The following is a 24035-nucleotide window of genomic DNA, read 5'->3' on the forward strand; positions in this document are numbered from 1 at the left end:
ATGTCGCACGCATTGACCGACGCACAGGCCGCGGCGCGCGACGTCTTCCACGACGCGCACGAACACGATCACGAGGCCGGCGGCAGCACGCTGCTCGGCTTCTGGATCTACCTGATGAGCGACTGCCTCATCTTCGCCGTGCTGTTCGCCACCTACGGCGTGGTGGGCGGCAACTACGCGGCGGGGCCGGGGCCGAAGGATCTGTTCGACCTGTCGCTGGTGGCGGTCAACACCGCCATGCTGCTGCTGTCGTCGATCACCTATGGCTTCGCGATGCTCGCCTCGTATCGCAAGCAGATCGGCGCGACGCAATTGTGGCTGGCAGTGACGGGCCTGTTTGGCCTGGCCTTCCTCGGCATCGAGCTCTACGAGTTCGCGCACATGATTCACGAAGGCGCGACGCCGCAGCGCAGCGCGTTCCTGTCGGCGTTCTTCACGCTGGTCGGCACGCACGGGCTGCACGTCACCTTCGGCATCATCTGGCTGGTCACGCTGATGATCCAGCTCGGCAGGCACGGGCTCACCCGGGCCAACGAACGCCGGCTCGCCTGCCTGAGCCTGTTCTGGCACTTCCTCGACGTCATCTGGATCGGCGTCTTCACGTTCGTCTATCTCATGGGCATGCTGCGATGAGCGCTCACGACCACGCCGCCGCGCCACCGCACGCCACGCTGCGCGGCTATCTCACGGGCTTCGTCCTGTCCGTGATCCTCACGGCCATTCCGTTCTGGCTGGTGATGGGCGGCGTGCTGGAGAGCAAGCAGGCCACCGCCTTCATCATCATGGCGTTCGCCGCCGTGCAGATGATCGTGCACATGATCTATTTCCTGCACATGAGCCGGAAGTCGGAGGAGGGCTGGACGCTCGTCTCGCTCATCTTTACGCTGATCCTCGTCGTCATCACGCTCGCCGGATCGCTATGGGTGATGTACCACCTCAACAGCAACATGATGCCGGGACACGAAACCAGCGTGTCGCCGAACGAGCCGTTCTGACGGATTCCGCGCCCGCGTCGCCGTTCAAGCTCGTCCTGGTGTCCGTGGCTGCGATTGCTGCAATCGCGGGCCTCGCGAGTCTCGGCGTCTGGCAACTGCACCGACTCGCCTGGAAGAAGGACCTGATCCACCGGGTCGACGAGCGCATCCATGCCGATCCCGTGCCCGCCCCCGGCCCTGACGAATGGCCGCACGTGACCGCGGCCAGCAGCGAATATCGCAATGTGCGCGTGCAGGGCCACTATCTGCACGAACGCGAAACCCTCGTGCAGGCAGTCACCGTCCGTGGCGCGGGCTTCTGGGTAGTGACGCCGCTGCAGACGACCGGTGGCTACACCGTGCTGATCAATCGCGGCTTCGTCCTGCCGCAGTATCGAGCGGCAGAGACGCGCACGGCGTCGCAGACCGCAGGCGAGACGACAGTCACCGGCCTCTTGCGCCTGAGCGAGACGGGCAGGGGATTCCTGCGCGAGAACGATCCCGCGGCCGACCGCTGGTATGCCCGCGACGTGGCCGCCATCGCCGCCGCGCGTGACCTGACCAACGTCGCGCCATATTTCATCGACGCAGCAGCCGGCGATTCCTCCGCACCCGGCGCTCCCGTGGGCGGCCTCACCGTCGTTTCCTTCCGCAACACCCACATGCAATACGCCTTGACGTGGTTCGCCCTCGCACTCATGGTGGCCGGCGGCGCCGCGCTGGTGTTTCGTCACGAATGGCGTTTGCGTAATCCTCGGTCTGGATGAAAGAGGAATGGCCGCAAAAAGGCGCAAAGATCTCAAAGTCAGAAACATGAATCCGATTCCGACCTTGTGATTTTTGCGCCTTTTTGCGGCCAATCTCTTCTCCGTCTGACGACAGATCATCAACAAACCCATCCCAGACAATCGGAATGGACATAACATCTCCGGCCATCGCGCCGAGCTACGACGACACCGCGATTCGCAAGAACCTCGCGCTGCTGATCCAGCTTCGCTGGATCGCGGTCGTCGGGCAGGTGCTGACCATCCTCGTGGTGCACTTCGGCCTGCGGATCGCCTTGCCGCTGGGGCCGATGTTCCTCGTGCTCGTCGCGCTGGTGGTGCTCAACCTGGTGAGCATCGGCTGGCTGCGGGGCAACCAGCCCGTCAACAACGGCGCGGTGTTCGCGGCATTGCTGCTGGACGTCATCGCGCTCAGCGCCCAGTTGTATCTCAGCGGCGGCGCGAGCAATCCGTTCATCGCGCTGTATCTCGTGCAGATCGTGCTGGCGGCCGTGCTGCTGGATGCGGAGTCGAGCTGGATCCTGGTCGGTGCGACCTTCATCTGTTTCATCATGCTGACCTGGTTCAACCGGCCGCTCGTCATCCCGCCGCGCTACGACGAGCTGTACCAGTACGGCATGTTCCTGTGCTTTGCACTCGACGCCGCGTTGCTGGTCGCCTTCGTCACGCGCATGAATCTCAATCTGCGCGAACGCGATGCCAGGCTGGCGGAGCTGAAACAGCAGGCGGCGGAGGAAGATCACATCGTGCGGATGGGTTTGCTGGCTTCAGGCGCGGCGCACGAACTGGGAACGCCGCTCGCGTCGGTGTCGGTGATTCTCGGTGACTGGCGGCGCATGCCGGAGATCGCGCGTCGCCCCGACATGGTGGAAGAGCTGGAGGAGATGCAGGCCGCGGTGCAGCGCTGCAAGACCATTCTCCACGGCATCCTGCGGTCGGCCGGCGAGGCGCGCGGCGAGGCGCCCGAAGTCACGACGCTGCACCGGTTCCTGCGCGACATCGTGCAGGAGTGGACCGAGCGGCATCAGGACGAGACGCTGCACTACCAGCCGGGCGATCTCGGCGCGGACGTCAACGTCGTCTCCGATCCCGCGCTGCGACAGGTCGTCACCAACCTGCTGGAGAATGCCAACGAAGTGTCGCCGCAGTGGATCGGCCTGAGCGCCGAGCGGCGCGGCGATCTGCTGCGCGTGGAGGTCACGGACGCGGGCCCTGGATTCACGGCAGAGATGCTGGCCAGCGTCGGCAAGCCCTATCATTCGACCAAGTCGCGCCAGGGCGCGGGACTGGGGCTGTTTCTCGTGGTCAACGTCATCCGAAAACTGGGCGGCAGCGTCGCGGCGCGCAATCGCGAAGCGGGCGGCGCTGCGGTAACCATCGAGCTGCCGCTCGCGGCGCTGGCGTTCGATCGGGGCCGGGCATGAGCGACGCAGCGCCCGCACAGAAACTGCTGCTGATCGTCGAGGACGACGAATCGCTCGCGCGCACGCTCAGGCGTTCGTTCGAGCGGCGCGACTATCGCGTGCTCACGGCCAGCAGCCATGAAGAACTCGCCGAACTGTTGAAGTCGGAATCGCCGCAATACGCCGTCGTCGACCTGAAACTGAATGGCGTATCGGGCCTGTCCTGCGTGCAGACGCTGCACGCGCACGATGAACACATGCGCATCGTCGTGCTGACCGGTTTCGCCAGCATCGCCACCGCGGTGGAGGCGATCAAGCTCGGCGCCTGTCACTATCTCGCCAAGCCTTCCAACACCGACGACATCGAGAAAGCCTTCGGCATGACGAGCGGCAACACCGATGTCGCGCTCACCGCGCGTCCCACCTCCATCAAGACCCTGGAGTGGGAACGCATCCACCAGACGCTCGTCGACACCGAGTTCAACATTTCCGAAGCGGCGCGCCGCCTCGGCATTCATCGGCGCACGCTGGCGAGGAAGCTGCAGAAGCAGCGCGTGAAGTAGGTCAGCCTCAACCGCCCGTCGGTCCGACCGTAACCACCACCTTCCCTCGCGCACGCCCCGTTTCCAGATACCGCATCGCTTCGGCAACCTCATTCAAGGGATAGGTGCGATCGATCACCGGGATGAGCTTGCCCGAGGCCATGAGGTCGGCGAGGGTCTGCATGTCCTGATGATTGGGCTTTGCCATCATCATGCCCATCGGCTGGTCGACGAAGGGCGAGAACAGCACGGCCTTGATCGGCAATGCCAGCGGCCCGATCCAGTGGCCTGGCGCACCGCCGACGATCACCAGCCGACCCTGCGGCTGCAGTACACGCCGCAGGTCCGAGATCGAACGGTTGGCGACGTTGTCGACGATCAGGTCGTAGCGCCGCTCGCCCGTGGCAAAGTCCGTTTGCGTGTAGTCGATCACTTCGTCTGCACCCAGCGAGCGAACGAGTTCGACGTTCTTCGTGCTGCACACGCCCGTGACGTGCGCACCGAGCGCCTTGGCGATCTGCACGGCGAAGGTGCCGACGCCGCCCGACGCGCCGTTGATGAGCACGCGCTGTCCCGGCTGCAGGCCGCCGTGATCGCGCAGCGCCTGCAGTGCGGTGATGCCCGCCACGTTGACGCCGGCGGCCTGCTCGAACGTGACGGTCGCGGGCTTGATCGCGAGCGATTCGGTTTCGCGCTTGAGCACATAGTCCGCGAGCGTGCCGCCGCCGCTGCCGAACACCGCATCGCCGGCCTTGTAACGCGTGACCTTCGCGCCGACCGCCTCGACCGTTCCTGCGAAATCGGCGCCAATCCACGGGTCCTTCGGCTGGCCGATCCCGCCGCCCAGACGCATCACGTACGGACTGCCTCGCATCAGGTGCCAGTCGTATGGATTGAGCGACGCGGCGTGAACGCGGATCAGGATCTGGTCGTCTGCCGGCTGCGGCCTGGCGACCGCCTCGAGCCGAAGGACTTCCGGCGAGCCATAGCAGCGCGCCGAGACGGCCCTCATGCGCGGTGCGTCGCCGGCCAGTGACGGCGATCCGTCACATGGCGCGTTGTAGCTGAGCGCGAATCCCGCCGCGGCGATCGCCAGTCCCGCGATCGCGCCAATGGCGATCAGAATCTTCTGTGTCCGTCTCATCTGCGTTTTCTCCCTGCCTGTTTGTTCGCACTCTGCGCAGGACGCGGCGATGCGGCCAGCGGCATGCGACGGGAGACGATGCAACGGGATGAGTGGCGGAGCGGGACGATGAACTGCTGCCCCTTCTACGCACAGACGCGCACCATCCCCGCTACCACACTGCCGCATCATGACGTTCCGCCACGCCTGCCGCAGCCGCCTGGCAGCGGTCCTGACTGTAATCGGCATCGCCGCCACGACATTGCCGGAAACCGGCCACGTCGCGGCGCAGGAGGCGGATGGCGACGAACCGCAACGTCACTCGCCCTGGCTGCTGGTGCCGCTGGTGAGCAGCAGCCCGAAGCTCGGCACTTCGTTTGGCGGCATGGCGGGCTACATCATGAAATTCGATGAGCATTCCTCGCCGTCCCTCATCGGTCTGAAGGCGACGACATCCAATACCTCGTCCACCGTCGTCGCCGGCGGAGGCAAGCTCTTCTTCCATGCCGACCGCGATCGGCTCGCGTTCGGCCTGGTCGGCGGCAAGGTGACCAACGACTATCTGGATTTCCTCGGTTCCGGCCAGGAGGTGCGCAGCGACGAGAACTTGCGCGCCTACTTCGTGCGCTATCAGCACGCGGTGACCGCACACTGGTATCTCGGTGTGCAGGCCGTCTATTCGAACTATGGTGTCGAGGGCGATGATCCGACGTCGCAGATGGCGCTCGAAGAGGCGGGGTTGACGGGCATCGTCTCCAGCGGTCCCGGCCTGGTCCTGGCTTACGACACGCGCGACAACGTCAACAATCCGACCAGCGGCATGTACGCGCAGATCCACAACTTCGCCTACCGCGAAAGCTTCGGCAGCGACGACGACTACGATGCCATCAATGCGGACTGGCGCTGGTACCTGCGTACCGGCCCGAAGAATGTGCTGGTCCTGCACGCCAAGGGGCGCTGGACCGACGATGCGCCGCCGTCCCGCGAGAGTTCGATCGAGATGCGCGGCTACACGCACGGGCAGTACCTCGGGCGCAATTCCCTGACCCTCGAAAGCGAGGACCGCTACACGATCCGCCCGCGATGGGGCGCAAAGGTGTTTGGCGGCGTCGCCTGCCTGTACGGCGACGGCAAATCCTGCGGCGGCGATCAGGTGTACCCGATGCTCGGCGTGGGCGCCTTCTACATCATCAAGCCGCAGGAACACATGGTGGTGAACGCCGAGTTCGCCAAGGGCGAAGGCGACAACCAGGGGTTCTATCTGCGCTTCGGCAACCAGTTCTGAATGCCTGCTTGCCTGCGAAAAAGAAAGAGCCCGGGGCTCGCGCTGCTGCTGGCCATCGCCTCATCCACGGTCGGCGCGCAGGAAGAGCCGGAAACCGGCGCCATCGACGTCTGCCGTGGCACGCGTGACGACAGCGAAGTGACGATGATCGAACTGGCCCGACGCAGTCTGTCCACCACGGCGTGCGCCTCATCGGCCTGGCTCGATGGACTGTTCGGCGACGAGATGATGTACGAGGACTATCGACACACCTACGGCACCGTGTCGGTCGGATCCCTGTGGAGCGACTACGATGGATTCGATCCGCGCCTGCGCTTTCGCGTCCGCCTGCAGCTTCCCCAGTGGAACGAACGCTTCTCCGCATTTGTCGGGCGTGTCGGCCAGGACGAATACGTCAGCGACGTCGAGGACGATTTCGATGCGTTGCCCTCGCGACAGTTCGGCGACCTGGAAGACGAAAGAATGCTGCTGGGGCTTGGGTATTCCGATCCGAAGCGCACCGGCAACGACTTCGACGCCAGCGTCGGCGTGCGCCTGGGTACGCCGGTCGATCCTTACGTGCGCACGCGCTACGAGATCGTCCGCCACTTTGCCGGGCAGAACGTCTTCAGCGTGCGCACGACCGCGTTCTGGCAGAACTCCGAAGGCTTCGGCGTGACCCTGCGCTCCTATCTCGATCGATCATGGTCCGACCGGTTCCTCACACGCTGGTTGAACGTCGGCAAGTACAGCGAAGCGTCCGAGGGCCTGGAGTGGTATTCGCAGATGACACTGTTCCAGAGCGTCAGGGACCGCATGGGCCTGGCATGGCAGGCGCAGGTCGACGGCGCAACTGGCAACGAAGTGCCCATCCTGCGTTACGCGGTCAGGCTGATCATGCGGCGACAGTTCAGGGATTTCGACTGGCTCTTTCTCGAACTGCGCGGTGGCGTCGACTGGCCGCGCGAGGAACTTGCGGAAGTGCGCAAAGCCGGGCTCGAGCTTGGCATCGCGATGGAGATGCAGTTCGGGCAGGGGCGTGCGCCCAGATGAACGTGACCGAGCTGTGCGTGTACCCACAATGTGGCCACGCGCACAAGGCGAAGGCAGTTCGAAGCATCCTCGTCACTTCGTTTCCCGTGAACCACAACACGGCCGATCCGTAGAGCACAGCGAGGGGCAAGACTTGTCCCTGACTGCGCGTCCAACGTGCCATAGGGTGATACCCACGACCGCCGCGAGAATGGCAGCAGCGACCAGCCTCATGATTCGGCGACTGAGAACAGACTGCACCGACCCCCGCGCCGGTTGCGCCGAGCCCGATCAGCACGGCAGGCAACGAGCAGCACGCCAAACACGTTCCCAAAGCGGAGAGAAGTCCGCCGGCCGTCATCCAACGGGTCGCACTACGTCTTTGTGCGCATCGGTTCGTCTCATCGTTCATGTCCATCGCTGTAGACCTGTCACGCTTCACAGCACTGATATCCCGCGCTACCACGCGATCCGATCCTCACCTCCGTCTCGATGACCTCGCGAGTCCCGACCGGCCCGGTCATCTGCAAGATGAGTTCCGATGCTCCGGGTTCAACATGGATGTCGAACCGCATGAAGGGACAGCACAAGCGTTCGTTCGCGATGAACTGAGCAATGGATTGCAGTGCGCCAGCAGGGAACCGAAACTCGTAACCGTCGGCTAGCGCGGTCTGCGACGTGGCGAGTTCATTCAGAAGCCGGGTCGCGAGCGCAAAGTGTGCAGTGCGTTCGGTGGCGGGAATGGCACCTGGAATGCAGAGAATCACAGCTCCGGCGTTTCACGCGTCATTTCCAGACTCCATGCGCTTGCTTTGAGCGTCCTCAGCGTACATATTCAAGTCAACTTGAAGTCAAGGACTTTTCCGATGAAGGCCCTATCGATCGGCCAGGTCGCCAAGCGCACGGGCGTTCGGACATCGGCACTGCGCTACTACGAAGACGAGGGAGTACTACCGAGCCCCCAGCGAGTGGGTGGACGTCGTGTCTACGATACGGATCTGGTGCGTCGAATCGATATCCTGCGCTTCGCTCAGCAAGCAGGATTCACCCTCGACGAGATTCGTACATTGTTCCGGGGCTTCGGGACTGATATGCCACTGAGCGCACGCTGGCAGCGGCTGGCGCGTGCGAAGCTGAGTGAGCTGGAGGAGCAGGCGAAACGGATCGAGCGCATGCGCACCGCATTGAAACTCAGCCTCGAATGCGGCTGCGTACGCATTGAAGAATGTTCGCTCTCACCGACTGATGTGTCGCGACCGAGTACTGGCTGCAAGTCATCGGGGTGCACGTGAGCCGGGACTGGTTGGAACGACACCAAGTCGTCATCTACTTTGCGGTCATCGTCCTCGCCATCGCGTGCGGATTAGCATCGGGTTCGCTTCGGGCGCTGGAGATGCTGATCACTCCGGCGATTGCGGTCCTCATGTATGCGATGTTTTTGCAGATTCCGTTCCTCGGATTGCGCGCGGCCTTGGCAGATCGCCGATTCATGGCCGCGCTGTTGACGGCCAATTTCGTCCTGATTCCGCTACTCGTCTGGCTGATCACTCTTCCGTTGACGGATCACCGTGCCTTGCTGATTGGCGCATCGTTGGTATTGCTGACGCCGTGTATCGACTACGTCGTCGTGTTCACTCATCTCGGGAAAGGCGACTCAAAGTTGATCTTGTCGGCGACGCCTGTATTGCTGGTGTTGCAGTTCGCACTCCTGCCCGTTTACTTGCCCCTGATGCTGAGCGGGGAGGCTTCTTTGTCGGTGCCCTCGGCGCCCTTCCTTGAGGCGTTCCTGCTCTTGATCATCGCACCCCTGGGGTTGGCGATTGCGACCGAGTGGCTTTCTGACCGCGCACCTACCGTTCGCGCATGGCGGAACGCTTGGTTGTGGTTGCCGGTCCCCGCGATGTCCGCCGTGCTCTTTCTCGTCATCGGCTCGCAGATCGACTTGATAGCGCAGGATGCGGGAGCATTGATGCCTGTACTCCCGGTCTACATCGGATTCGCAATCCTCGCACCGATGGCCGGCGCGCTCGCGGCGCGTCTCTATGACCTGCACGCAGAGGCCGCCCGGGCGGTTGCGTTCAGCTCCGCTACTCGAAACTCGCTGGTCGTGTTGCCACTCGCACTTGCATTGCCTGACGAGCTTCGCCTGCTCGCTGCATCTGCGGTTGTTGCGCAAACGATAGTCGAGCTCACCGCGGAACTCATCTACCTGCGCGTGATTCCGAGGTCTGTAGGCTCAGTAACCAATCTGGGCGGAGCTTGAGAGTCACATAGATGTCGGCTTCTGGCGTGCGCCGTGAAAGGCGGGGCTTCCCAGCGGGTGCAAACCCCGCCCGGCAACTGCTCCAGCCGGAAGCACCGGAGCAACGATGGAGGTAAGAAATCGTTGAAGCCTTCGGGTAAAGCGTGTCACGACATACGGGGGAAGACGGACTCCCCGGAGAGTTGCCTGGCGGCGACGTCCAGGCCAGTGTCGAGTCTCACTGAACGGGCTTCGCCTCCGGGAAATTCCACGTGCCGTCGAGAACCTCAGGGCGCGGGCGATAGAGCCGCACGATGTAGTTCCAGCCGTTCATGATCGGCAGGCAGTTGGGGATTTTGCCGTCGCACCCGCCAAACTGGATTCTGATCGAGCCGTCGTCGCTCTTTCTCGCCGTGACATTGTTGAACGAGTAGGCGTTGTACTCGTTCTGCACGAAGTATCCCTTTGCATCGTAAAGGGAGATCGACCAGAAGCCATCGACCGGAACGTTCTTGACCACGAGCTCATGGTTGGTCTTGCCATCATTCTTCGCCGGGCTGCCAATGAGATAAACAGCGTCCTTGTCGGGATTGCCGGCCCAGCCCATCGCCGCGCCAATGATGAACCGCACGGGATCGACTTCGGCCTTTGAACCGAACATGCGTCTCTGATCGGGAAGTGTGGATGCAAGCACCAGGAGCGCATCGCGTACCTTGTCCTGGCTGGTCCTGTCCCAATGCGGTACCTCGAATTTGCCCGGGCCTCCGGGCTGAACGGTCCTGATCGCATTCTGCAGTGCGTGAACTTGCCTGATGTCCTCGGGATCGCCGGGATCCACGAACGTGCGGACGAAGACGATGACGTAGCGAGTCCCGATAGCGTTCCGCGTGAACGTGTAGGACCCGGGCTCGTACGCCACACGATGCGTGTATTGATCCTCGTCGATTACTTGCATCGACATGAAGCGCTTGCCGGCATCCGGCGTCGTGATCGTGACCGGGCCGGCATCGAGATCGAAGACAGCGCCTGAATAGAGGGTGTCGCGATTGGAGCGAACGACCAGCTGACTGTCATCAACTGCCGCGAGACCGCGATTGTGGTCGAACCTGCCGAACCCCCCGCGTTTGACGATGTTGCCGAAATACAGATCGGACTCGGCGCGGACAAAGTTGTCGGCAGTGACGGGGACGGGGTCACTCGCTGAAGGTTGTTGAGCCTGAGCATCGCGGGTGGCGTCCCAGGCCAGAGCCAAAGCAAGGAATGCAACGGTTTTCATGAATTGCTCGCTTCCGCAGGAGAAATGGCGCGCCCGGAGAGATTCGAACTCCCGACCCTCTGGTTCGAAGCCAGATGCTCTATCCGACTGAGCTACGGGCGCGCGGCGGGCGCGCATTGTACTTGGTCCGGTCGAAAGTGTCCGCAGGTGTCCGCCGACTGTCCGGTCGGTCGGCCGGACACCGTTGCCGGTGGCGGACAGTCCACGAAAAAGTCGCATTTTTCCCGGGAAATTCGCGTTTTCCGACGGCTGGCACACCCCGTGCAATGTATGCCGATGAGAGCGACGCGGACAGATCGCTCGCGGAGATCGGGACATGCAGACGACACTCTTTCGATTCACGGCCAGGCTGTCGGCCTTCGCGGTCAGCGCGGGTGCGCTGGCGATCCTGCTCTTGTCGCCGAATGCCCGGTCGGTCGATGGCGAGGCTGTTCCCGATGGCCAGCCCGAAGCCCGGCTCGAAGGGCTGATGATCCGTCACGATGTGCGCTACGCGCTCGCGATGCCGCGTGAAGTCGCCGAGTGCGACTCGCACAAGGAGCGCGGCTGATGATCTCGGCAGTGCCACAGAACGACCGTGAGAAGGTCACGCGCATTCGCGACACCTCGGCGCAGGACGTGCAGATCGATCAGGCGCCGTTGCAGCGCAAGCGCATGATCAAGCTGATCGGCGCCGGTGTCGGCGCGCTGTTGCTGGTCATCGTGATCGGAGTGCTGATCAGCAGCTGGCGCAGTGCCGAGATCTATGTGCCGCGCGAACGCGTGCGTATCGCCGAAGTGACGAAGGGACGTTTCGTTCGCGATGTTTCCGCACAGGGTACCGTGGTTGCGGCCGTCAGCCCCACGCTGTTCGCCATCGCGCCGGGTACGGTGCACTACCTCGTGCAGGCCGGCGATGCCGTGAAGAAGCAGCAACCGATCGCGCAGATCGACAGCCCCGAACTGCGCAATGAACTGGAACGCGAACAGGCGACGCTGGCGAGCATGGAAGTCGCGGTGCAGCGCCAGAGCATCGACACGCGCCGGCAGTTGCTGTCGAATCAGCAGACCATCGATCTGGCCAACGTGAACATCCAGGCCGCGGAACGCGAGCAGCATCGCGCCGAAGATTCCTGGGGCAAGCATCTCATCAGCGAGCGCGACTACGAGAAGGCGCGCGATGACGCGGCGGCGGCCGGCGTGAATCACAAGCACGCGATCGAAACGGCGCAGCTGCAGAAGGAAAGCCTGCAGTTCGAGCTGAGCGCGAAGCGTCTGGAGCGCGACCGCCAGCGGCTGGTCGTGCAGGACCTGCAGCGACGCGTCGGTGAACTGGAAATCAAGTCGCCGGTGGACGGCATCGTCGGCACGCTGGCGGTGAACGAGCGCGCCGCCGTACCGCAGAACGCGGCCGTGATCACGGTCGTCGACCTCACGGCGTTCGAAGTCGAATTCCAGGTGCCGGAAACCTACGCCGACGACCTGAGCGTCAAGATGGATGCCGAGGTCACCTACGGCACGCGCAAGTTCGCGGCGACGGTCAGTTCGGTATCGCCGGAAGTGAAGCAGGGCCAGGTGACGGGACGGCTGCGTTTCGCGAACGAAGTGCCGCAGGGCCTGCGCCAGAACCAGCGCCTGTCGACGCGCATCGTGCTCGAACAGCGCGACGACGTCGTGAAGGTGGCGCGCGGTCCGTTCCTGGATACCGGCGGCGGTCGCGTTGCCTATGTCGTCCATGATGATGTCGCGACGCGTACGGTGATACAGACCGGCGGCACCAGCATCAGCGAGGTGGAGATCCTGGAAGGTCTGTCGCCGGGCGACCGGATCATCATTTCGAGTCTCGGCGAGTTCGAGCGTGTTGCGACCGTGAAGTTGACGGACTGAGAAGACCCCCACCCTGGCCCTCCCCCGCTTCGCGGAGGAGGGGAAGAGAACTGCAATCCACTTTGAACAGGTAAATGCCAATGCTCCACATGCAGAACATCAGCAAGGTCTATCGCACCGAACTCATCGAGACCCATGCACTGCGCGATTTCAATCTGCTCGTGAAGGAAGGCGAATTCGTTGCGGTCACCGGTCCGTCCGGATCGGGCAAGACGACGTTCCTCAACATCGCAGGCCTGCTGGAGACCTTCAACAGCGGTACTTACAAGCTCGATGGCGAGGACGTGAGCCGCCTGTCGGACGACGCGCGCTCGCGCATCCGCAACCAGAAGATCGGTTTCATTTTCCAGAGCTTCAACCTGATTCCCGACCTGGACCTGTTCGACAACGTCGACGTGCCGCTGCGGTATCGCGGCTTCAACGCGGCGGAGCGCAAGAAGCGCATCACCGAATCGCTGGAACTCGTGGGCCTCGCCTCGCGCATGAAACACATTCCCGCGCAGCTCTCCGGCGGGCAGCAGCAGCGCGTAGCGATTGCGCGTGCGCTGGCCGGCTCGCCGCGGTTCCTGCTGGCGGACGAGCCGACCGGCAATCTCGATTCGCTGATGGCGCGGCAGGTGGTCGATCTGCTCGAAGACATCAATCGTCGCGGTACGACCATCGTGATGGTGACGCACGATCCGGAACTGGCGCGGCGCGCGCATCGCAACGTGCATGTGATGGACGGGCAGGTGACGGATCTGCAGCCGTTTGCGGCGAAGCCGCTCATACGGCCTGAAGCGATGGCGGCGGGGGTGTAAGAGAAGCCCCCACCCTGGCCCTCCCCCGCTGCGCGGAGGAGGGGAAGAGAAAGCCGAGAGAGCACAGAAACAATGTTCACCTATTACTTCCGCCTCGCCCTCAAGAGCCTGCGTCGCACGCCGGTGGTTGCGGCGCTGATGATCGGCGCGATCGCGCTCGGCGTCGGCGTGTGCATCACCACGCTCACGGTGTACCGGCTGATGTCGGGCAATCCGATCGAGCATCGCAACGACGTGCTGTATTCGGTGACGCTGGACAACTGGGATCCCAACCAGCCGTGGGACGACAAGCAGCCGGAACTTCCGCCGACCGATCTCACCTATCGCGATGCGATGGCATTGCAGGAATCGGACATTCCCGTACGCCACGTCGCCATGCGCAAGGGACCGTTCGTGGTCGAAGGCGATCCGGCGACCGGCGTGAAGCCGTTCCTGATCGAAGCGCGCCTGACCACGAAGGATTTCTTCCCGATGTTCGACGTGCCGTTCCAGTATGGCGGCGGCTGGGGCGCGGATGCGGATCGCGGTTCGCAGCGCGTCGTGGTGCTGTCGAAGGAAACCAACGACAAGGTGTTCGGCGGCGAGGACAGTGTCGGCCGCCCGGTGCGTCTCGATGGCAAGGACTACAAGGTCATCGGCGTGCTGGCGCACTGGGAAGTGACGCCGAAGTTCTACGATCTCAACAACGGCTCCTTCAGGGATGTCGAGGAAGCCTATGTGCCCTTCAGCGTCGGCATCGACGACGAGGTACAGAGTGCAGGTAACATCAATTGCTGGCGCGCCCAGCCGCTGAATTCGTTCCAGGACTTCCTCAACAGCGATTGCGTGTGGATCCAGTACTGGGTGGAGCTGAAGGATCGCAACCAGGCCGAGGCGTATCAGAGCTTCATCGACAACTACGTGCGCGAGCAGAAAAAGCTCGGCCGCTTCGAACGGCCGCTCAACAATCATCTGCGCCATCCCGACGAGTGGCTGAAGGTCAACCGCGTGGTCGAACGCGACAACAGCGTGCTGGTCGGTCTGTCGTTCATGTTCCTCGCGGTCTGCCTGCTCAACATGATCGGGCTGCTGCTCGCCAAGTTCCTGGGCGGCGCGCCGCTGGTCGGCCTGCGCCGCGCGCTCGGCGCAACGCGCAAAGCCGTGTTCCAGCAGCATCTGATCGAAGTCGGCGTCATCGGCATTGCCGGCGGTGCGCTCGGTATCGGTCTCGCGGCACTCGGCCTGCTGGGCGTGCGCCGGCTCTACGAGAACTACGACGCGCTCACGCATCTGGACATGACGATGGCGCTGATTGCATTGGCGATCGCCATCGCCTCCGGCGTGCTCGCCGGCTTGTATCCGACGTGGCGGGTGTGCCGGGTGCAGCCGGCGAGTTATCTGAAGACACAGTGAGAGGGCGGCTGGCATCTGGCTACTGGCGGCTGGCCAGAGTCAGGATGAGCCGCATGTGACAACGACAGTCTTGTTCGGGCCGATTGTCAGTAGCCAGTCGCCAGCAGCCATTTTTCGAGGTTCCCATGGAATTCCGTCCCATCCTCAGCGCCATGCTCCGCAACAAGACCGGCGTATTCCTGGTCGGATTGCAGATCGCATTGACGCTCGCCGTCGTGGCCAATGCCGTGTTCATCATCATGCAGCGCGTCGAAAAGATCGGCCGGCCGCCGGGCATCGATTCGGCCAACCTGATCTTCGTGCAGAGCTACGGCTTCGGGCCGAACTACGATCATCGCGACACGGTGCAGCGCGATCTCGACATGCTGCGCGCGATTCCGGGGGTGGTGTCGGCGACGTCGACCAACGGCATTCCGATGTCGGGCGGCGGCATGCAGTCGCAGTTCGGCGAAACGCCGGATCCGCAGAAGTCGAACACGGTTGCCAACCTGTACTTCCTCGATGAGCATGGCGTCGATGCATTCGGCGTGAAGCTGATCGAAGGGCGCGCGTTCACCGAACAGGAAGTGCAGTACAACCCGAGTCCCAACAACTCGGACTTCGTGCCTGCGGTGATCGTCACGCGCGATGTGGCCGAGAGTCTGTTCGGCAAGGAGCCGGCGCTGGGACGGACGGTCTATGACACGCTCGGCCAGTCCGCGACCGTCGTCGGCGTGATGGAAAACATGCTCGGCGCCTGGGTGAGCTTCGAGAAACCTTCCATGGTCATGTTCCAGCCGCGCATTCCCAACGGACCGACCGTGCGCTATGCGATCCGCACCGAGCCGGGCCAGCGTGATGCACTGGTGGCCGAGATCGAGAAGAAGCTGTCGGAGTCGAATCTCAACCGCGCCGTGACATGGGTGCGTCCGCACACCTACTGGGTCGAGCGCAGCTATCGCGCCGACAGCCGCATGGTCGCGTTCCTCAGCGTCATCATCGGGCTGATGGTGTGCGTGACGGCGCTCGGCATCGTGGGCCTCGCAAGCTTCCATGTCAGCGTCCGCACCAAGCAGATCGGCACGCGTCGCGCGGTCGGTGCACGGCGCATCGACATCATTCGTTATTTCATGATCGAGAACTGGCTGCTGACCACCGGCGGCGTCGCGCTCGGCGCGTTGCTGGCGTTCGCGTTCAGCCACTGGCTGAGCACTGCCTACTCGCTGCCGCCCCTGCAGCCGATGTACGTCATCGCCGGCGTCGGATTGCTATGGATTCTCGGACAGATCGCGGTCTTCGTTCCGGCGCGCCGTGCCGCCGCGATCCCACCCGCAATCGCGACGCGCACCGTGTGAGTTGGAACCGGCAACGAACCGCCGCACACTCCGGCCAGTAGCCAGTAGCCAGTAGCCAGTAGCCAGTAGCCTGCTCCCATGCCCACCATCCTCATCATCGACGACAACGACGCGATCCGCACCGCGCTGGAAGTGCTGCTGTCGCTGCAGGGACATCGCGTCATCGGCGCCAATGGACCGCAGGAGGGCATGCGCGCCCTGGTCTCGCACGAGATCGACCTGGTCCTGCAGGACATGAACTTCAGGAAGGAAGCGACCTCGGGCGAGGAGGGCATCGCGCTGTTTCATGCGATCCGCGAGCGCAATCCGTCGGTTCCCATCGTGCTGCTCACGGCCTGGACGCACCTGGAAACCGCGGTCGAACTGGTGAAGGCCGGCGCCGCGGACTATCTCGCCAAGCCCTGGGACGATGCGCGATTGCTGACGACGGTGCGCAACCTGCTCGACCTGCGGCGCCTGTCGGTGGAGCGCGAGCGCGCGGTGCGCAAGCGCGCCGAGTCGCGGGCTGCACTGGCAGCGCGATTCGATCTGTGCGGACTGGTGTTCGAAAGCGATGCGATGCGCGACGTGGTCACGAAGGCGACGCACATCGCACCGGCGGACGTGCCCGTGCTGGTCACGGGCCCGAACGGTTCGGGCAAGGAAATCATCGCCGCCATCATCCAGGCGAATTCATCCGTGCGCAGCGGACCGTTCGTGAAGGTGAACGTCGGCGCCCTGCCCAGGGATCTGATGGAAGCCGAACTGTTCGGCGCGGAAGCCGGCGCGTTCACCGGTGCCGTCAAGGCGCGGCAGGGACGGTTCGAGGCCGCGGACGGCGGTACGCTGTTTCTGGACGAGATCGGCAACCTGTCGCTGGAAGGCCAGGCCAAGCTGCTGCGTGTGTTGCAGACGGGTGAGTTCGAGCGTCTCGGCAGCAGCGTGACGCGAAGAGTGAAGGTGCGCGTCGTGAGCGCGACCAACGCCGACCTGCGCGCCGCCATCGCTGAAGGCCGTTTCCGCGAAGACCTTTTCTACCGGCTCAACGTCATCGAACTGAAGGTGGCGCCGCTCGCGGAGCGTCCGGACGACGTCCTGCCGCTGACCCGGCATTTCCTCGAAGGCCGGGAATTGAATGCCGCGGCCGAACGCGCGTTGCTCGCACATGGCTGGCCCGGCAACGTTCGCGAGCTGCTGAACACGATTCGCCGCGCCTGCCTGCTCTCGACCGGCCCGCAGATCACGCCGGCCGACCTGGGGCTCGAAGCCGTCGCCTCCGCAGCGGAACCGGAATTCGAACGCGAGCCGGACCGCGCCGAAATCGAACAGGCCCTGGCCCGCGCCCGCGGCGTCATCGCCCGCGCAGCGCGCGAACTGGGATTGAGCCGTCAGGCCCTGTATCGACGCATGGAGAAGCTCGGGCTCAAGGAGGTCGGCGGGCGGGAGTAGGAATTTCCTGCTGTGGGGCCGGCTTCAGCCGGCCTTTTCCAAAGTCGGGCCTGTAGGTCAGGCTTTAGCCTGACTCCTCAGAGGCCGGCTGAAGCCGGCCCCACAGCAAGAAATCACAGAGAAGAGGGAGAGCACTGCCGATTCTTGTCACGCCCTCACCAGAGCCCGCACTATCCCGCCATGCGTTTTTCCTTCGAAGGCAGGCTCGCCCTGCTCTGCGCCCTGCTGACGATCGCGGCCGTGGCGATCTACGTGCTGTTCGACGACTGGCTCGATTCGCGGTTCATGGCGGGGCTCGCCACGCTGATCGTCGTCGTGATGCTGAGTCTGTTCTGCGCGCGCTACCTCACGCGGCCCTATCGCAACACGCTGCAGGCGATCAGCGACGGCATCGTCAGCATGAAGGATCGCGATTTCAGCGTGAGCATCGCGCCGTCTTCGCATCCGGAACTGACCGCGCTGGTCGAAAGCTACAACGGGCTCGGCGCCCTGCTGCGATCCGAACGGCAGTCGCTCTATCAGCGCGAACTGCTGCTCGACACCGTGATTCAGGCGACGCCGCTGTCGATGGTGCTCACCAATGCCGCCGAACGCGTCGTCTACAGCAATGTCGCCGCGCGCCAGGCATTTCTCGGCGGCCGCAAGCTGGAAGGCCTGTCCTTCGCCGAACTGTTGCAGTCGGCGCCCGAGCCGTTGCGTCAGGCGGTCGCCACCGAAGGCGATTCGCTGTTCACGGTCGAGACCGAGGGCGAATCCGAGATCTATCACCTGTCGCAGCGCGGCTTCCTGCTGAACAGCCAGATGCACCGGCTGTATCTGCTGAAGCAGCTCACGCGCGAACTGTCGCGGCAGGAAGTCGAGACCTGGAAGAAGGTCATCCGCGTGATTGCCCACGAACTCAACAACTCCCTGGCGCCGATCTCCTCGCTCGCGCATTCGGGGCGGCAGCTCGCCGGACATCCCGAGCCGGCCCAGTTCGAGCGCATTTTCCGCACCATCGAGGATCGGGCGAAGCACCTGCACAGCTTCATCGACGGTTATGCGCGTTTCGCCAAGCTGCCGCGGCCGCAGCCCGAGGAAGTGGACTGGCCGTCGTTCCTGCGCTCGCTGCAGCAGACCGCGAATTTCCGGCTGGTCGAGGCGCCGTCGCACCGCACGGCCGTGTTCGATCCCACCCAGATGGAACAGGTGCTGATCAATCTGGTGAAGAACGCGCGCGAGGCCGGGGCGCCCGACGACAGCATCGACGTCCACGTGGCCGAACAGGCCGGCGGCTGGCGGGTGCAGGTGATGGATCGCGGTTCGGGCATGACGGATGACGTCCTGCGTTCCGCGCTGCTGCCGTTCTATTCCACCAAACCCTCCGGCGCAGGGCTGGGACTGACCATCTGCCGCGAAGTCGTGGAAGCGCACGGGGGACGGATTTCGCTGGCCAACCGGCCGGGCGGCGGGCTGGTGGCGACGTTGTGGCTCCCTCTTCCTGTGGGGCCGGCTTCAGCCGGCCTTGCGGAGTCAGGCTGAAGCCTGACCCACAGAAGAAGCTCTTCCTGTGGGGCCGGCTTCAGCCGGCCTTGCGGAGTCAGGCTGAAGCCTGACCCACAGAAGAAGCTCTTCCTGTGGGGCCGGCTTTAGCCGGCCTTGCGGAGTCAGGCTGAAGCCTGACCCACAGGAAGATTGCAGTGTCCGAATGTCCTGTCTGACAATACCCGGCAAATAACCAACAGCTCAGCCGCTCGCATGGTCGCCAATCCGGAAAGCGTCGATACCCTCGGGACGACGGGCCAGTGGAACCTCGTCGCGCTGACCAAGTTCCGCGCACCGCGCGTGCGCCGCGACATCCTGACCCGCCCTGCATTGCTCGAGCGCCTGTCGCGATCCATCGATGAAAATCCGGTGACGCTCGTCTGCGCGCCCGGCGGTTCCGGCAAGACCACGTTGCTGGCGCAATGGATGTCCGATCCGCCCGCCGAGACGACCGCGGTGTGGCTGACCATCGACAACGACGACAACGACACCAACCGCTTGTTCGCCGCGCTGCTGCAGGCGCTCGAACCGCTCGAACTCAGCTGGGACGCGGATCCGCGCGCGCTGGTCGACAGCGTTGCGGCTTCGCGCGCCCAGACGCGTGCGGCGCTGGCGGCACTGGTCAATGCGCTGTGCACGAGCGTGGCGCGACGCATCGTCATCGTCCTCGACGATCTGCACCGCATCGAAAAGACCGAAGCCTACGAGCTGCTCGATTCGCTGATCGAACGGTTGCCCGACCACGTCACCCTCGTGCTCGGCACCCGCATCGAACCGCCGCTGTCGCTGGCGCGCTGGCGTGCCTACGGCGAACTCGGGTGGTTCACGCCCGCCGATCTGCAGTTCACCGCCGAGGATGCGGCCGCGCTCGCGATGGCCAAGTTCGGCAAGACGCTCGATACGGCAGCGGTGCAGGAGGCGATGCAGCGCACGCAGGGCTGGGCCGCGGGACTGTTGCTGGTGCTGCAATCGCGCGCCGCACCCGCCTTGCTCGGCAAGGCCGACAGCAACGATTCGAACCGGCACCTGTTCGCGTACCTCGCGCAGGAAGTGCTGGATGAACTGCCCGCAGACCTGCAGGACTTCGTCCTGCGCAGCTCGATCCTGATCGAACTGAGCCCCTATCTGTGCTCGGTGCTGACCGGCCGTACCGATGCGCGACAGGTGCTGGAGTCGCTGTATCGACGCAACCTGTTCCTGACCGCCATCGACGAGATGGCGCCGGTGCTGCGCTTTCACGATCTGTTCCGCGACTTCCTCGAAGCGGAGCTGGCGCGCCGTCATCCGGAGCTGAAGCGCGAACTGCATGAGCTGACGGCCAAGGTCGAACGCACACAGTCGCGCGCCATCTATCACCTGCTGGTGGCGCAGCGCTGGGAAGAAGCGATGGCCCGCATCGCCGAGGCGGCGCAGGAGCGGCTGGCGCACGGCGGTATCGCCACCGTCGAACGCTGGATCGATGCGATTCCCGAACACGTCCGCGCCGGCAATGCCCGCATCCGCTACATCCGCGGCACCTGCGCCTGGTTCCGCTGGGACTGGCCGCGTGCCCGGCGCGAGCTGACGCCGGCGGTCGACGGGCTCACGGCAGCGGAGGATCTGCCCGATCGCGTCACCGCGCTGTTCCACCTGGTCGATGCGCTGAACTCATCGGGCGCCCGCGAAGAAGCGCGTCAGCGCATCGAACAGGCGGCGCAGCTGCCGCTCAACGAACAGGGCAAGGCGGAACTCGCGATGCAGCGCGCATGGTGCGCGACGCCGTCGGGCGATCTTCCCGCGGTCGCCAGCTACATGCGCGATTTCGTGACGCTCGTGGAAAGCGATCCGACCATCTGCGCCAACACGGCCGATCGCATCCACTGCGTGCTGATCGGCATCCCGGGGATCGCCGAGACTTTCGAGCGGTTCTTCACTGCATTCCAGCTCGTGCGCGGCAGCCAGCCGCTGCCCTGGCACATTTCCGCTCTCACCATCGGGGCGTGGGCGCATCTCTGGCGCGGCCGTCGCGCCGAACTGCTCGACACCCTGGCGCAGGCGGAAGTGATCCAGCATCAGTTCGGTGGCGTGCGTCTGGCCATCGAGCGGCTGGGTCAGTTGCGCGCCATCACCAGCGTCGTACTCGGCGATCCCGAGCGCGCCATGAGCATCATGCATGCGCACATCAAGGGATTGCAGATCGCGGAGCTCGCCGGGCACAACGTCGTGTGGCTGCGTGCCTATCGCCACGCATTGGGGCGTGCGTGCTGGCTGCTCGATCAGGTCGCCGCGTTCCGTGAAGTGCTGCCGTACCTGACGGCGCCCATCATGCCGGGCGAATGGCCGTTCACGGAAAGCGCGGCGGCCACGGTACGCGGTCTCGATGCCTTGCTCGACAAGGACTGGCGGCGAGCCGAAGGCGCATTGCGCGAAGCGTTGACGACCTACGATCAGTGCCGCATGCCGATGATCTACGCCGACGCGCGTATCAACCTGAGCTACGCGGTGCTCATGCAGGGTCGCAAGGCCGAGGCGTGGACACTGTTCCAGCCGGCGTACGACGAAGTCATTCGCGAGCGCGCGGTCGGTCTGCTGTTGCTCGAATCGCGCAAGGTCGTGAACGAACTGCTCGAACTCGTCCCGGCGCAGCAGAAGAAGTCGCCCGAACACGCCCAGCTGCTGGAAACGCTCGGCCGCTGGGTCGAGCTGCCGGAGGCGGAGCCGGCGCAGCGAAAGGGGCTGCTCGCTGCCCTGTCGGAACGGGAGCTCGAAGTCCTGGGCGAGGTGGCCGCCGGGGCCAGCAACAAGCACATTGCCCGCTCGCTGTCGCTGAGCCTGCATACCGTGAAGCGCCACATCGCCAACATCCTCGACAAGCTCGACTGCGATTCGCGCGGCCAGGCCGCCGACCTGTTCCGTCGTCATTCGTAAGAAAACGGGCAGGGGCCGCTCCCTTATGCTGGCGTTTGTGCTATCTCCCCGTTCACTGTGGGGCCGGCTTCAGCCGGCCCGGTGCGGGCAGAAGCCCGCACCCACAGCAAGAAGGCGATGCAGAGCCCTCACCGTTCCTACACAGCAAAGAACCAGGAAGCCTGAATGGACAAGAGTGCAGCGCTGGCCCGCCTCGGCCTCACGGGCAGCGAAGACGCCGCCGGCGTGACACGCGCCTACGGCCAGCGGCTGTCGACGATCCAGGAAAAGCTGGTCGGTGCGCAGACCGACACCGAGCGCCTGCAGCATCAGACGGCGTTGTCCGCCATCGTCGAAGCCTACGAATTCCTGACGGAGTCCGGCCGCTACACGCGGGTTCCGGTCGACGACAGCAGCGCAACCATGATGCGCGACGACAGCGCGCCCTCGCCCGCGGTGCATTCGACGCTCGTGCGCATGGACACCGGCGCCGTGCTGTCGGGCCGCCTGGAGATCGGCGAACGGCTGGGGCAGGGCGGCATGGGGTACGTCTACGCGGCGCGCGACCGGCTGCGCAGCGAAGACGTCGCCATCAAGGTGCTGCGCCAGGATCTTTCCTTCAGCACCGCGGCCAAGGAACGCTTCCTCGCCGAGGCCAAGGTGTCGAGCAATCTTTCGCATCCGAACATCGTGCGCGTCTACGACGTGGGCGAGGCGGGCGGTCACTACTACCTGTCGATGGAACGGCTCAAGGGCCAGACCCTGCGCCAGCGCATCGAGGACTACAACCAGGCGCGGCGCGAGTTCAGCGTCGCCGAAGTCACCGATATCGCGCGCCAGCTCATCGACGCGTTGCGCTACGCGCATCGCTACATCGTGCATCGCGATCTCAAGCCGGAAAACATCTGGCTGTCCGAGGACGGCACCCTCAAGCTGATGGACTTCGGCATCGCGCGCGCCTACAGCAACTCGCAGCTCACCCAGACGGGCATGACGCTCGGCACCGCGTACTACATGGCGCCGGAGCAGCGGCTCGATGCGAAGGAAGTGGACTGGCGCGCCGACCTGTACGCGCTCGGCGTGGTGATGTACGAGCTGCTGACCGGCACGATTCCGATGGGCGCGGTCAAGCCGCTGGAGAAAGTGCGTCGCGACGTACCGTTGCGCTACGCGCAGGCCGTGATGCGTGCGATGTCGCCGCGGCCGGATGACCGCTGGACGTCGCTGGATGCGTTCCTGTCTGAATTGCAGGCGCCGAAGAGCAGTGGCAGCAAGGCGGCAGTGTGGATCGTGCTGGGATTGGGCTTCGTCGCCGCCGCGGCTGCCGGCGGTTACTACATGACGCGTGAACAGCCGACGGTTGTCGCAACCGTTGCGCCGCCGGCAAGCACTGGCACTGCCGTGCCTGTCGACACCAGTGGCACGCAGCCGCCGCAGCAACCTCCTGCCGAGATCGCATCGACACAGATCGCATCGACACAGGGGCCGCCCGCACAGGCGGCCGAAACGACCGCACCGGTGCAGGCGCAACCCGAGCCGGTAGCGACGCCCGTCGTCGCGGAGCAAACACCCGTTGCTGCAGCGCCGGTGCGAGTTGCAAAAGTCGACAACTCCGCACAGATCCGTCGCCAGGAATGCCTCGCGCAATGCGAACGCTCGGACGGCGAGTGCCGCAGCATCAATCGTCGCGGCAAGCAGGACTGCATGCGTGCCGTCGGCTTCGGCGCCACTGGCGGCTTCACTGCATCGCCCGGCGCGAACGCGGCGTCGGCAGATTGTTCGTTCTATGGTCAGGCGCGCTGCGAATACGCGCGAGATCGCAGTGCCTGCCTCGCGCGCATCAGCGCACGCTACAACGCCTGTGTGAACGTATTGAGCGGCAACGTCGCCTCGCGCCGCCAGGATTGCGACAACAACGCACGCGAAGCGGACCGGATGTGCCTGGACGAGATGCGGGAGTGCAAGTCGTATTGCGAGTGAGACGGGAGGTCGCGAAAGACCGTGACCGACAGGGGATTCGTTCTGCCTGTGGGGCCGGCTTTCCCGCGGGATTCCCTTCGGTCACAGCCGGCCTCCGACTGTAGGTCAGGCTTTAGCCTGACTGTTTTCAGGCCGGCTGAAGCCGGCCCCACAGGTCCGTCACACCAGCGTGTGATAGACGTTC

The 24035-nt window shown here is 64.3% G+C and carries 20 protein-coding genes and 1 tRNA gene; 18 read left to right on the plus strand and 3 right to left on the minus strand.

Translation table 11 applies throughout. The features are described 5' to 3' along the window. From cyoC to V7D81_RS05005, 5 genes are all read left to right on the plus strand, one after another. Nucleotides 1-633: a cytochrome o ubiquinol oxidase subunit III gene (cyoC, locus tag V7D81_RS04985; protein WP_324314947.1), complete on the plus strand. Its 633-nt coding sequence runs from the start codon at nt 1-3 to the stop codon at nt 631-633. Beyond that, a complete protein-coding gene (gene cyoD, locus V7D81_RS04990; RefSeq protein ID WP_324314949.1) occupies nt 630-995 on the plus strand; it encodes a cytochrome o ubiquinol oxidase subunit IV in 366 nt (121 codons plus the stop codon). Before cyoC ends, cyoD begins: the two co-directional genes overlap by 4 nt. Continuing rightward, nucleotides 920-1741 carry an SURF1 family protein gene (locus V7D81_RS04995; protein WP_442958332.1) on the plus strand — a complete coding sequence of 274 codons (822 nt, stop codon included), beginning with the start codon at nt 920-922 and terminating at the stop codon, nt 1739-1741. Before cyoD ends, V7D81_RS04995 begins: the two co-directional genes overlap by 76 nt. 146 nt (nt 1742-1887) lie before the next feature. After that, nucleotides 1888-3183 carry an ATP-binding protein gene (locus V7D81_RS05000; RefSeq protein ID WP_324314952.1) on the plus strand — a complete coding sequence of 432 codons (1296 nt, stop codon included), beginning with the start codon at nt 1888-1890 and terminating at the stop codon, nt 3181-3183. Further along, the gene (locus V7D81_RS05005; protein WP_324314954.1) at nt 3180-3725 is read left to right on the plus strand and encodes a response regulator transcription factor; all 546 of its coding nucleotides are present in this window, start codon (nt 3180-3182) and stop codon (nt 3723-3725) included. The genes V7D81_RS05000 and V7D81_RS05005 overlap by 4 nt, the downstream gene beginning before the upstream one ends. A gap of 7 nt (nt 3726-3732) precedes the next feature. Here the strand turns inward: V7D81_RS05005 and V7D81_RS05010 are convergent, their stop codons facing one another. Then, on the minus strand, nt 3733-4716 hold the full coding sequence (locus V7D81_RS05010) for an NAD(P)-dependent alcohol dehydrogenase (RefSeq protein ID WP_349257608.1): 984 nt from the start codon (nt 4714-4716) through the stop codon (nt 3733-3735). A gap of 301 nt (nt 4717-5017) precedes the next feature. Here V7D81_RS05010 and V7D81_RS05015 point away from each other — a divergent pair, with 301 nt between their 5' ends. The 4 genes from V7D81_RS05015 (at nt 5018) to V7D81_RS05030 (ending at nt 9386) form a co-directional block, all read left to right on the plus strand. Further along, nucleotides 5018-6112, plus strand: a complete 1095-nt coding sequence (locus tag V7D81_RS05015; RefSeq protein ID WP_324314958.1) for a BamA/TamA family outer membrane protein — start codon at nt 5018-5020, stop codon at nt 6110-6112. Next, nucleotides 6113-7144, plus strand: a complete 1032-nt coding sequence (locus V7D81_RS05020; protein ID WP_324314959.1) for a hypothetical protein — start codon at nt 6113-6115, stop codon at nt 7142-7144. A gap of 845 nt (nt 7145-7989) precedes the next feature. After that, nucleotides 7990-8415, plus strand: coding sequence for a MerR family transcriptional regulator (locus V7D81_RS05025; protein WP_324314960.1), 426 nt, complete (start codon nt 7990-7992; stop codon nt 8413-8415). Beyond that, nucleotides 8412-9386: an arsenic resistance protein gene (locus tag V7D81_RS05030; protein ID WP_324314961.1), complete on the plus strand. Its 975-nt coding sequence runs from the start codon at nt 8412-8414 to the stop codon at nt 9384-9386. Before V7D81_RS05025 ends, V7D81_RS05030 begins: the two co-directional genes overlap by 4 nt. A gap of 217 nt (nt 9387-9603) precedes the next feature. Here V7D81_RS05030 and V7D81_RS05035 read toward each other — a convergent pair whose 3' ends face one another. Beyond that, nucleotides 9604-10641, minus strand: a complete 1038-nt coding sequence (locus tag V7D81_RS05035) for a DUF1254 domain-containing protein (protein ID WP_324314962.1) — start codon at nt 10639-10641, stop codon at nt 9604-9606. Nucleotides 10642-10666: 25 nt separating this feature from the next. Further along, nucleotides 10667-10743, minus strand: a tRNA-Arg gene (locus V7D81_RS05040). A gap of 214 nt (nt 10744-10957) precedes the next feature. Here V7D81_RS05040 and V7D81_RS05045 point away from each other — a divergent pair. From V7D81_RS05045 to V7D81_RS05085, 9 genes are all read left to right on the plus strand, one after another. Next, the gene (locus V7D81_RS05045; protein WP_324314963.1) at nt 10958-11191 is read left to right on the plus strand and encodes a hypothetical protein; all 234 of its coding nucleotides are present in this window, start codon (nt 10958-10960) and stop codon (nt 11189-11191) included. After that, nucleotides 11191-12507 carry an efflux RND transporter periplasmic adaptor subunit gene (locus tag V7D81_RS05050; protein ID WP_324314964.1) on the plus strand — a complete coding sequence of 439 codons (1317 nt, stop codon included), beginning with the start codon at nt 11191-11193 and terminating at the stop codon, nt 12505-12507. The genes V7D81_RS05045 and V7D81_RS05050 overlap by 1 nt, the downstream gene beginning before the upstream one ends. A gap of 80 nt (nt 12508-12587) precedes the next feature. Beyond that, nucleotides 12588-13307, plus strand: a complete 720-nt coding sequence (locus V7D81_RS05055; protein WP_324314966.1) for an ABC transporter ATP-binding protein — start codon at nt 12588-12590, stop codon at nt 13305-13307. 72 nt (nt 13308-13379) lie between these two features. Then, nucleotides 13380-14699, plus strand: a complete 1320-nt coding sequence (locus V7D81_RS05060) for an ABC transporter permease (protein WP_324314968.1) — start codon at nt 13380-13382, stop codon at nt 14697-14699. A 125-nt stretch (nt 14700-14824) separates the two neighbouring features. Further along, entirely contained in the window at nt 14825-16033 is a 1209-nt protein-coding gene (locus V7D81_RS05065) for an ABC transporter permease (protein WP_324314969.1), read from the plus strand. Nucleotides 16034-16111: 78 nt separating this feature from the next. Beyond that, nucleotides 16112-17461: a sigma-54-dependent transcriptional regulator gene (locus tag V7D81_RS05070; protein WP_324314971.1), complete on the plus strand. Its 1350-nt coding sequence runs from the start codon at nt 16112-16114 to the stop codon at nt 17459-17461. A gap of 180 nt (nt 17462-17641) precedes the next feature. Next, on the plus strand, nt 17642-18982 hold the full coding sequence (locus V7D81_RS05075) for a sensor histidine kinase (protein ID WP_324314972.1): 1341 nt from the start codon (nt 17642-17644) through the stop codon (nt 18980-18982). 216 nt (nt 18983-19198) lie between these two features. Further along, entirely contained in the window at nt 19199-21892 is a 2694-nt protein-coding gene (locus V7D81_RS05080; RefSeq protein WP_324314973.1) for a helix-turn-helix transcriptional regulator, read from the plus strand. Nucleotides 21893-22057: 165 nt separating this feature from the next. Continuing rightward, on the plus strand, nt 22058-23851 hold the full coding sequence (locus V7D81_RS05085) for a serine/threonine-protein kinase (protein WP_324314975.1): 1794 nt from the start codon (nt 22058-22060) through the stop codon (nt 23849-23851). The last annotated feature ends 184 nt before the right edge of the window (nt 23852-24035 follow it).

Origin of the sequence: Povalibacter sp. (assembly GCF_036735925.1) — a bacterium.
In the GTDB taxonomy this organism is placed as follows: domain Bacteria; phylum Pseudomonadota; class Gammaproteobacteria; order Steroidobacterales; family Steroidobacteraceae; genus Steroidobacter.

Coding starts and splice junctions, on each gene's coding strand:
- cyoC (WP_324314947.1), top strand. CDS start 1: ATGTCGCACGCATTGACCGACGCACAGGCCGCGGCGCGCGACGTCTTC.
- cyoD (WP_324314949.1), top strand. CDS start 630: ATGAGCGCTCACGACCACGCCGCCGCGCCACCGCACGCCACGCTGCGC.
- V7D81_RS04995 (WP_442958332.1), top strand. CDS start 920: ATGGGTGATGTACCACCTCAACAGCAACATGATGCCGGGACACGAAAC.
- V7D81_RS05000 (WP_324314952.1), top strand. CDS start 1,888: ATGGACATAACATCTCCGGCCATCGCGCCGAGCTACGACGACACCGCG.
- V7D81_RS05005 (WP_324314954.1), top strand. CDS start 3,180: ATGAGCGACGCAGCGCCCGCACAGAAACTGCTGCTGATCGTCGAGGAC.
- V7D81_RS05010 (WP_349257608.1), bottom strand. CDS start 4,716: ATGAGGGCCGTCTCGGCGCGCTGCTATGGCTCGCCGGAAGTCCTTCGG.
- V7D81_RS05015 (WP_324314958.1), top strand. CDS start 5,018: ATGACGTTCCGCCACGCCTGCCGCAGCCGCCTGGCAGCGGTCCTGACT.
- V7D81_RS05020 (WP_324314959.1), top strand. CDS start 6,113: ATGCCTGCTTGCCTGCGAAAAAGAAAGAGCCCGGGGCTCGCGCTGCTG.
- V7D81_RS05025 (WP_324314960.1), top strand. CDS start 7,990: ATGAAGGCCCTATCGATCGGCCAGGTCGCCAAGCGCACGGGCGTTCGG.
- V7D81_RS05035 (WP_324314962.1), bottom strand. CDS start 10,641: ATGAAAACCGTTGCATTCCTTGCTTTGGCTCTGGCCTGGGACGCCACC.
- V7D81_RS05045 (WP_324314963.1), top strand. CDS start 10,958: ATGCAGACGACACTCTTTCGATTCACGGCCAGGCTGTCGGCCTTCGCG.
- V7D81_RS05050 (WP_324314964.1), top strand. CDS start 11,191: ATGATCTCGGCAGTGCCACAGAACGACCGTGAGAAGGTCACGCGCATT.
- V7D81_RS05055 (WP_324314966.1), top strand. CDS start 12,588: ATGCTCCACATGCAGAACATCAGCAAGGTCTATCGCACCGAACTCATC.
- V7D81_RS05060 (WP_324314968.1), top strand. CDS start 13,380: ATGTTCACCTATTACTTCCGCCTCGCCCTCAAGAGCCTGCGTCGCACG.
- V7D81_RS05065 (WP_324314969.1), top strand. CDS start 14,825: ATGGAATTCCGTCCCATCCTCAGCGCCATGCTCCGCAACAAGACCGGC.
- V7D81_RS05070 (WP_324314971.1), top strand. CDS start 16,112: ATGCCCACCATCCTCATCATCGACGACAACGACGCGATCCGCACCGCG.
- V7D81_RS05075 (WP_324314972.1), top strand. CDS start 17,642: ATGCGTTTTTCCTTCGAAGGCAGGCTCGCCCTGCTCTGCGCCCTGCTG.
- V7D81_RS05080 (WP_324314973.1), top strand. CDS start 19,199: ATGGTCGCCAATCCGGAAAGCGTCGATACCCTCGGGACGACGGGCCAG.
- V7D81_RS05085 (WP_324314975.1), top strand. CDS start 22,058: ATGGACAAGAGTGCAGCGCTGGCCCGCCTCGGCCTCACGGGCAGCGAA.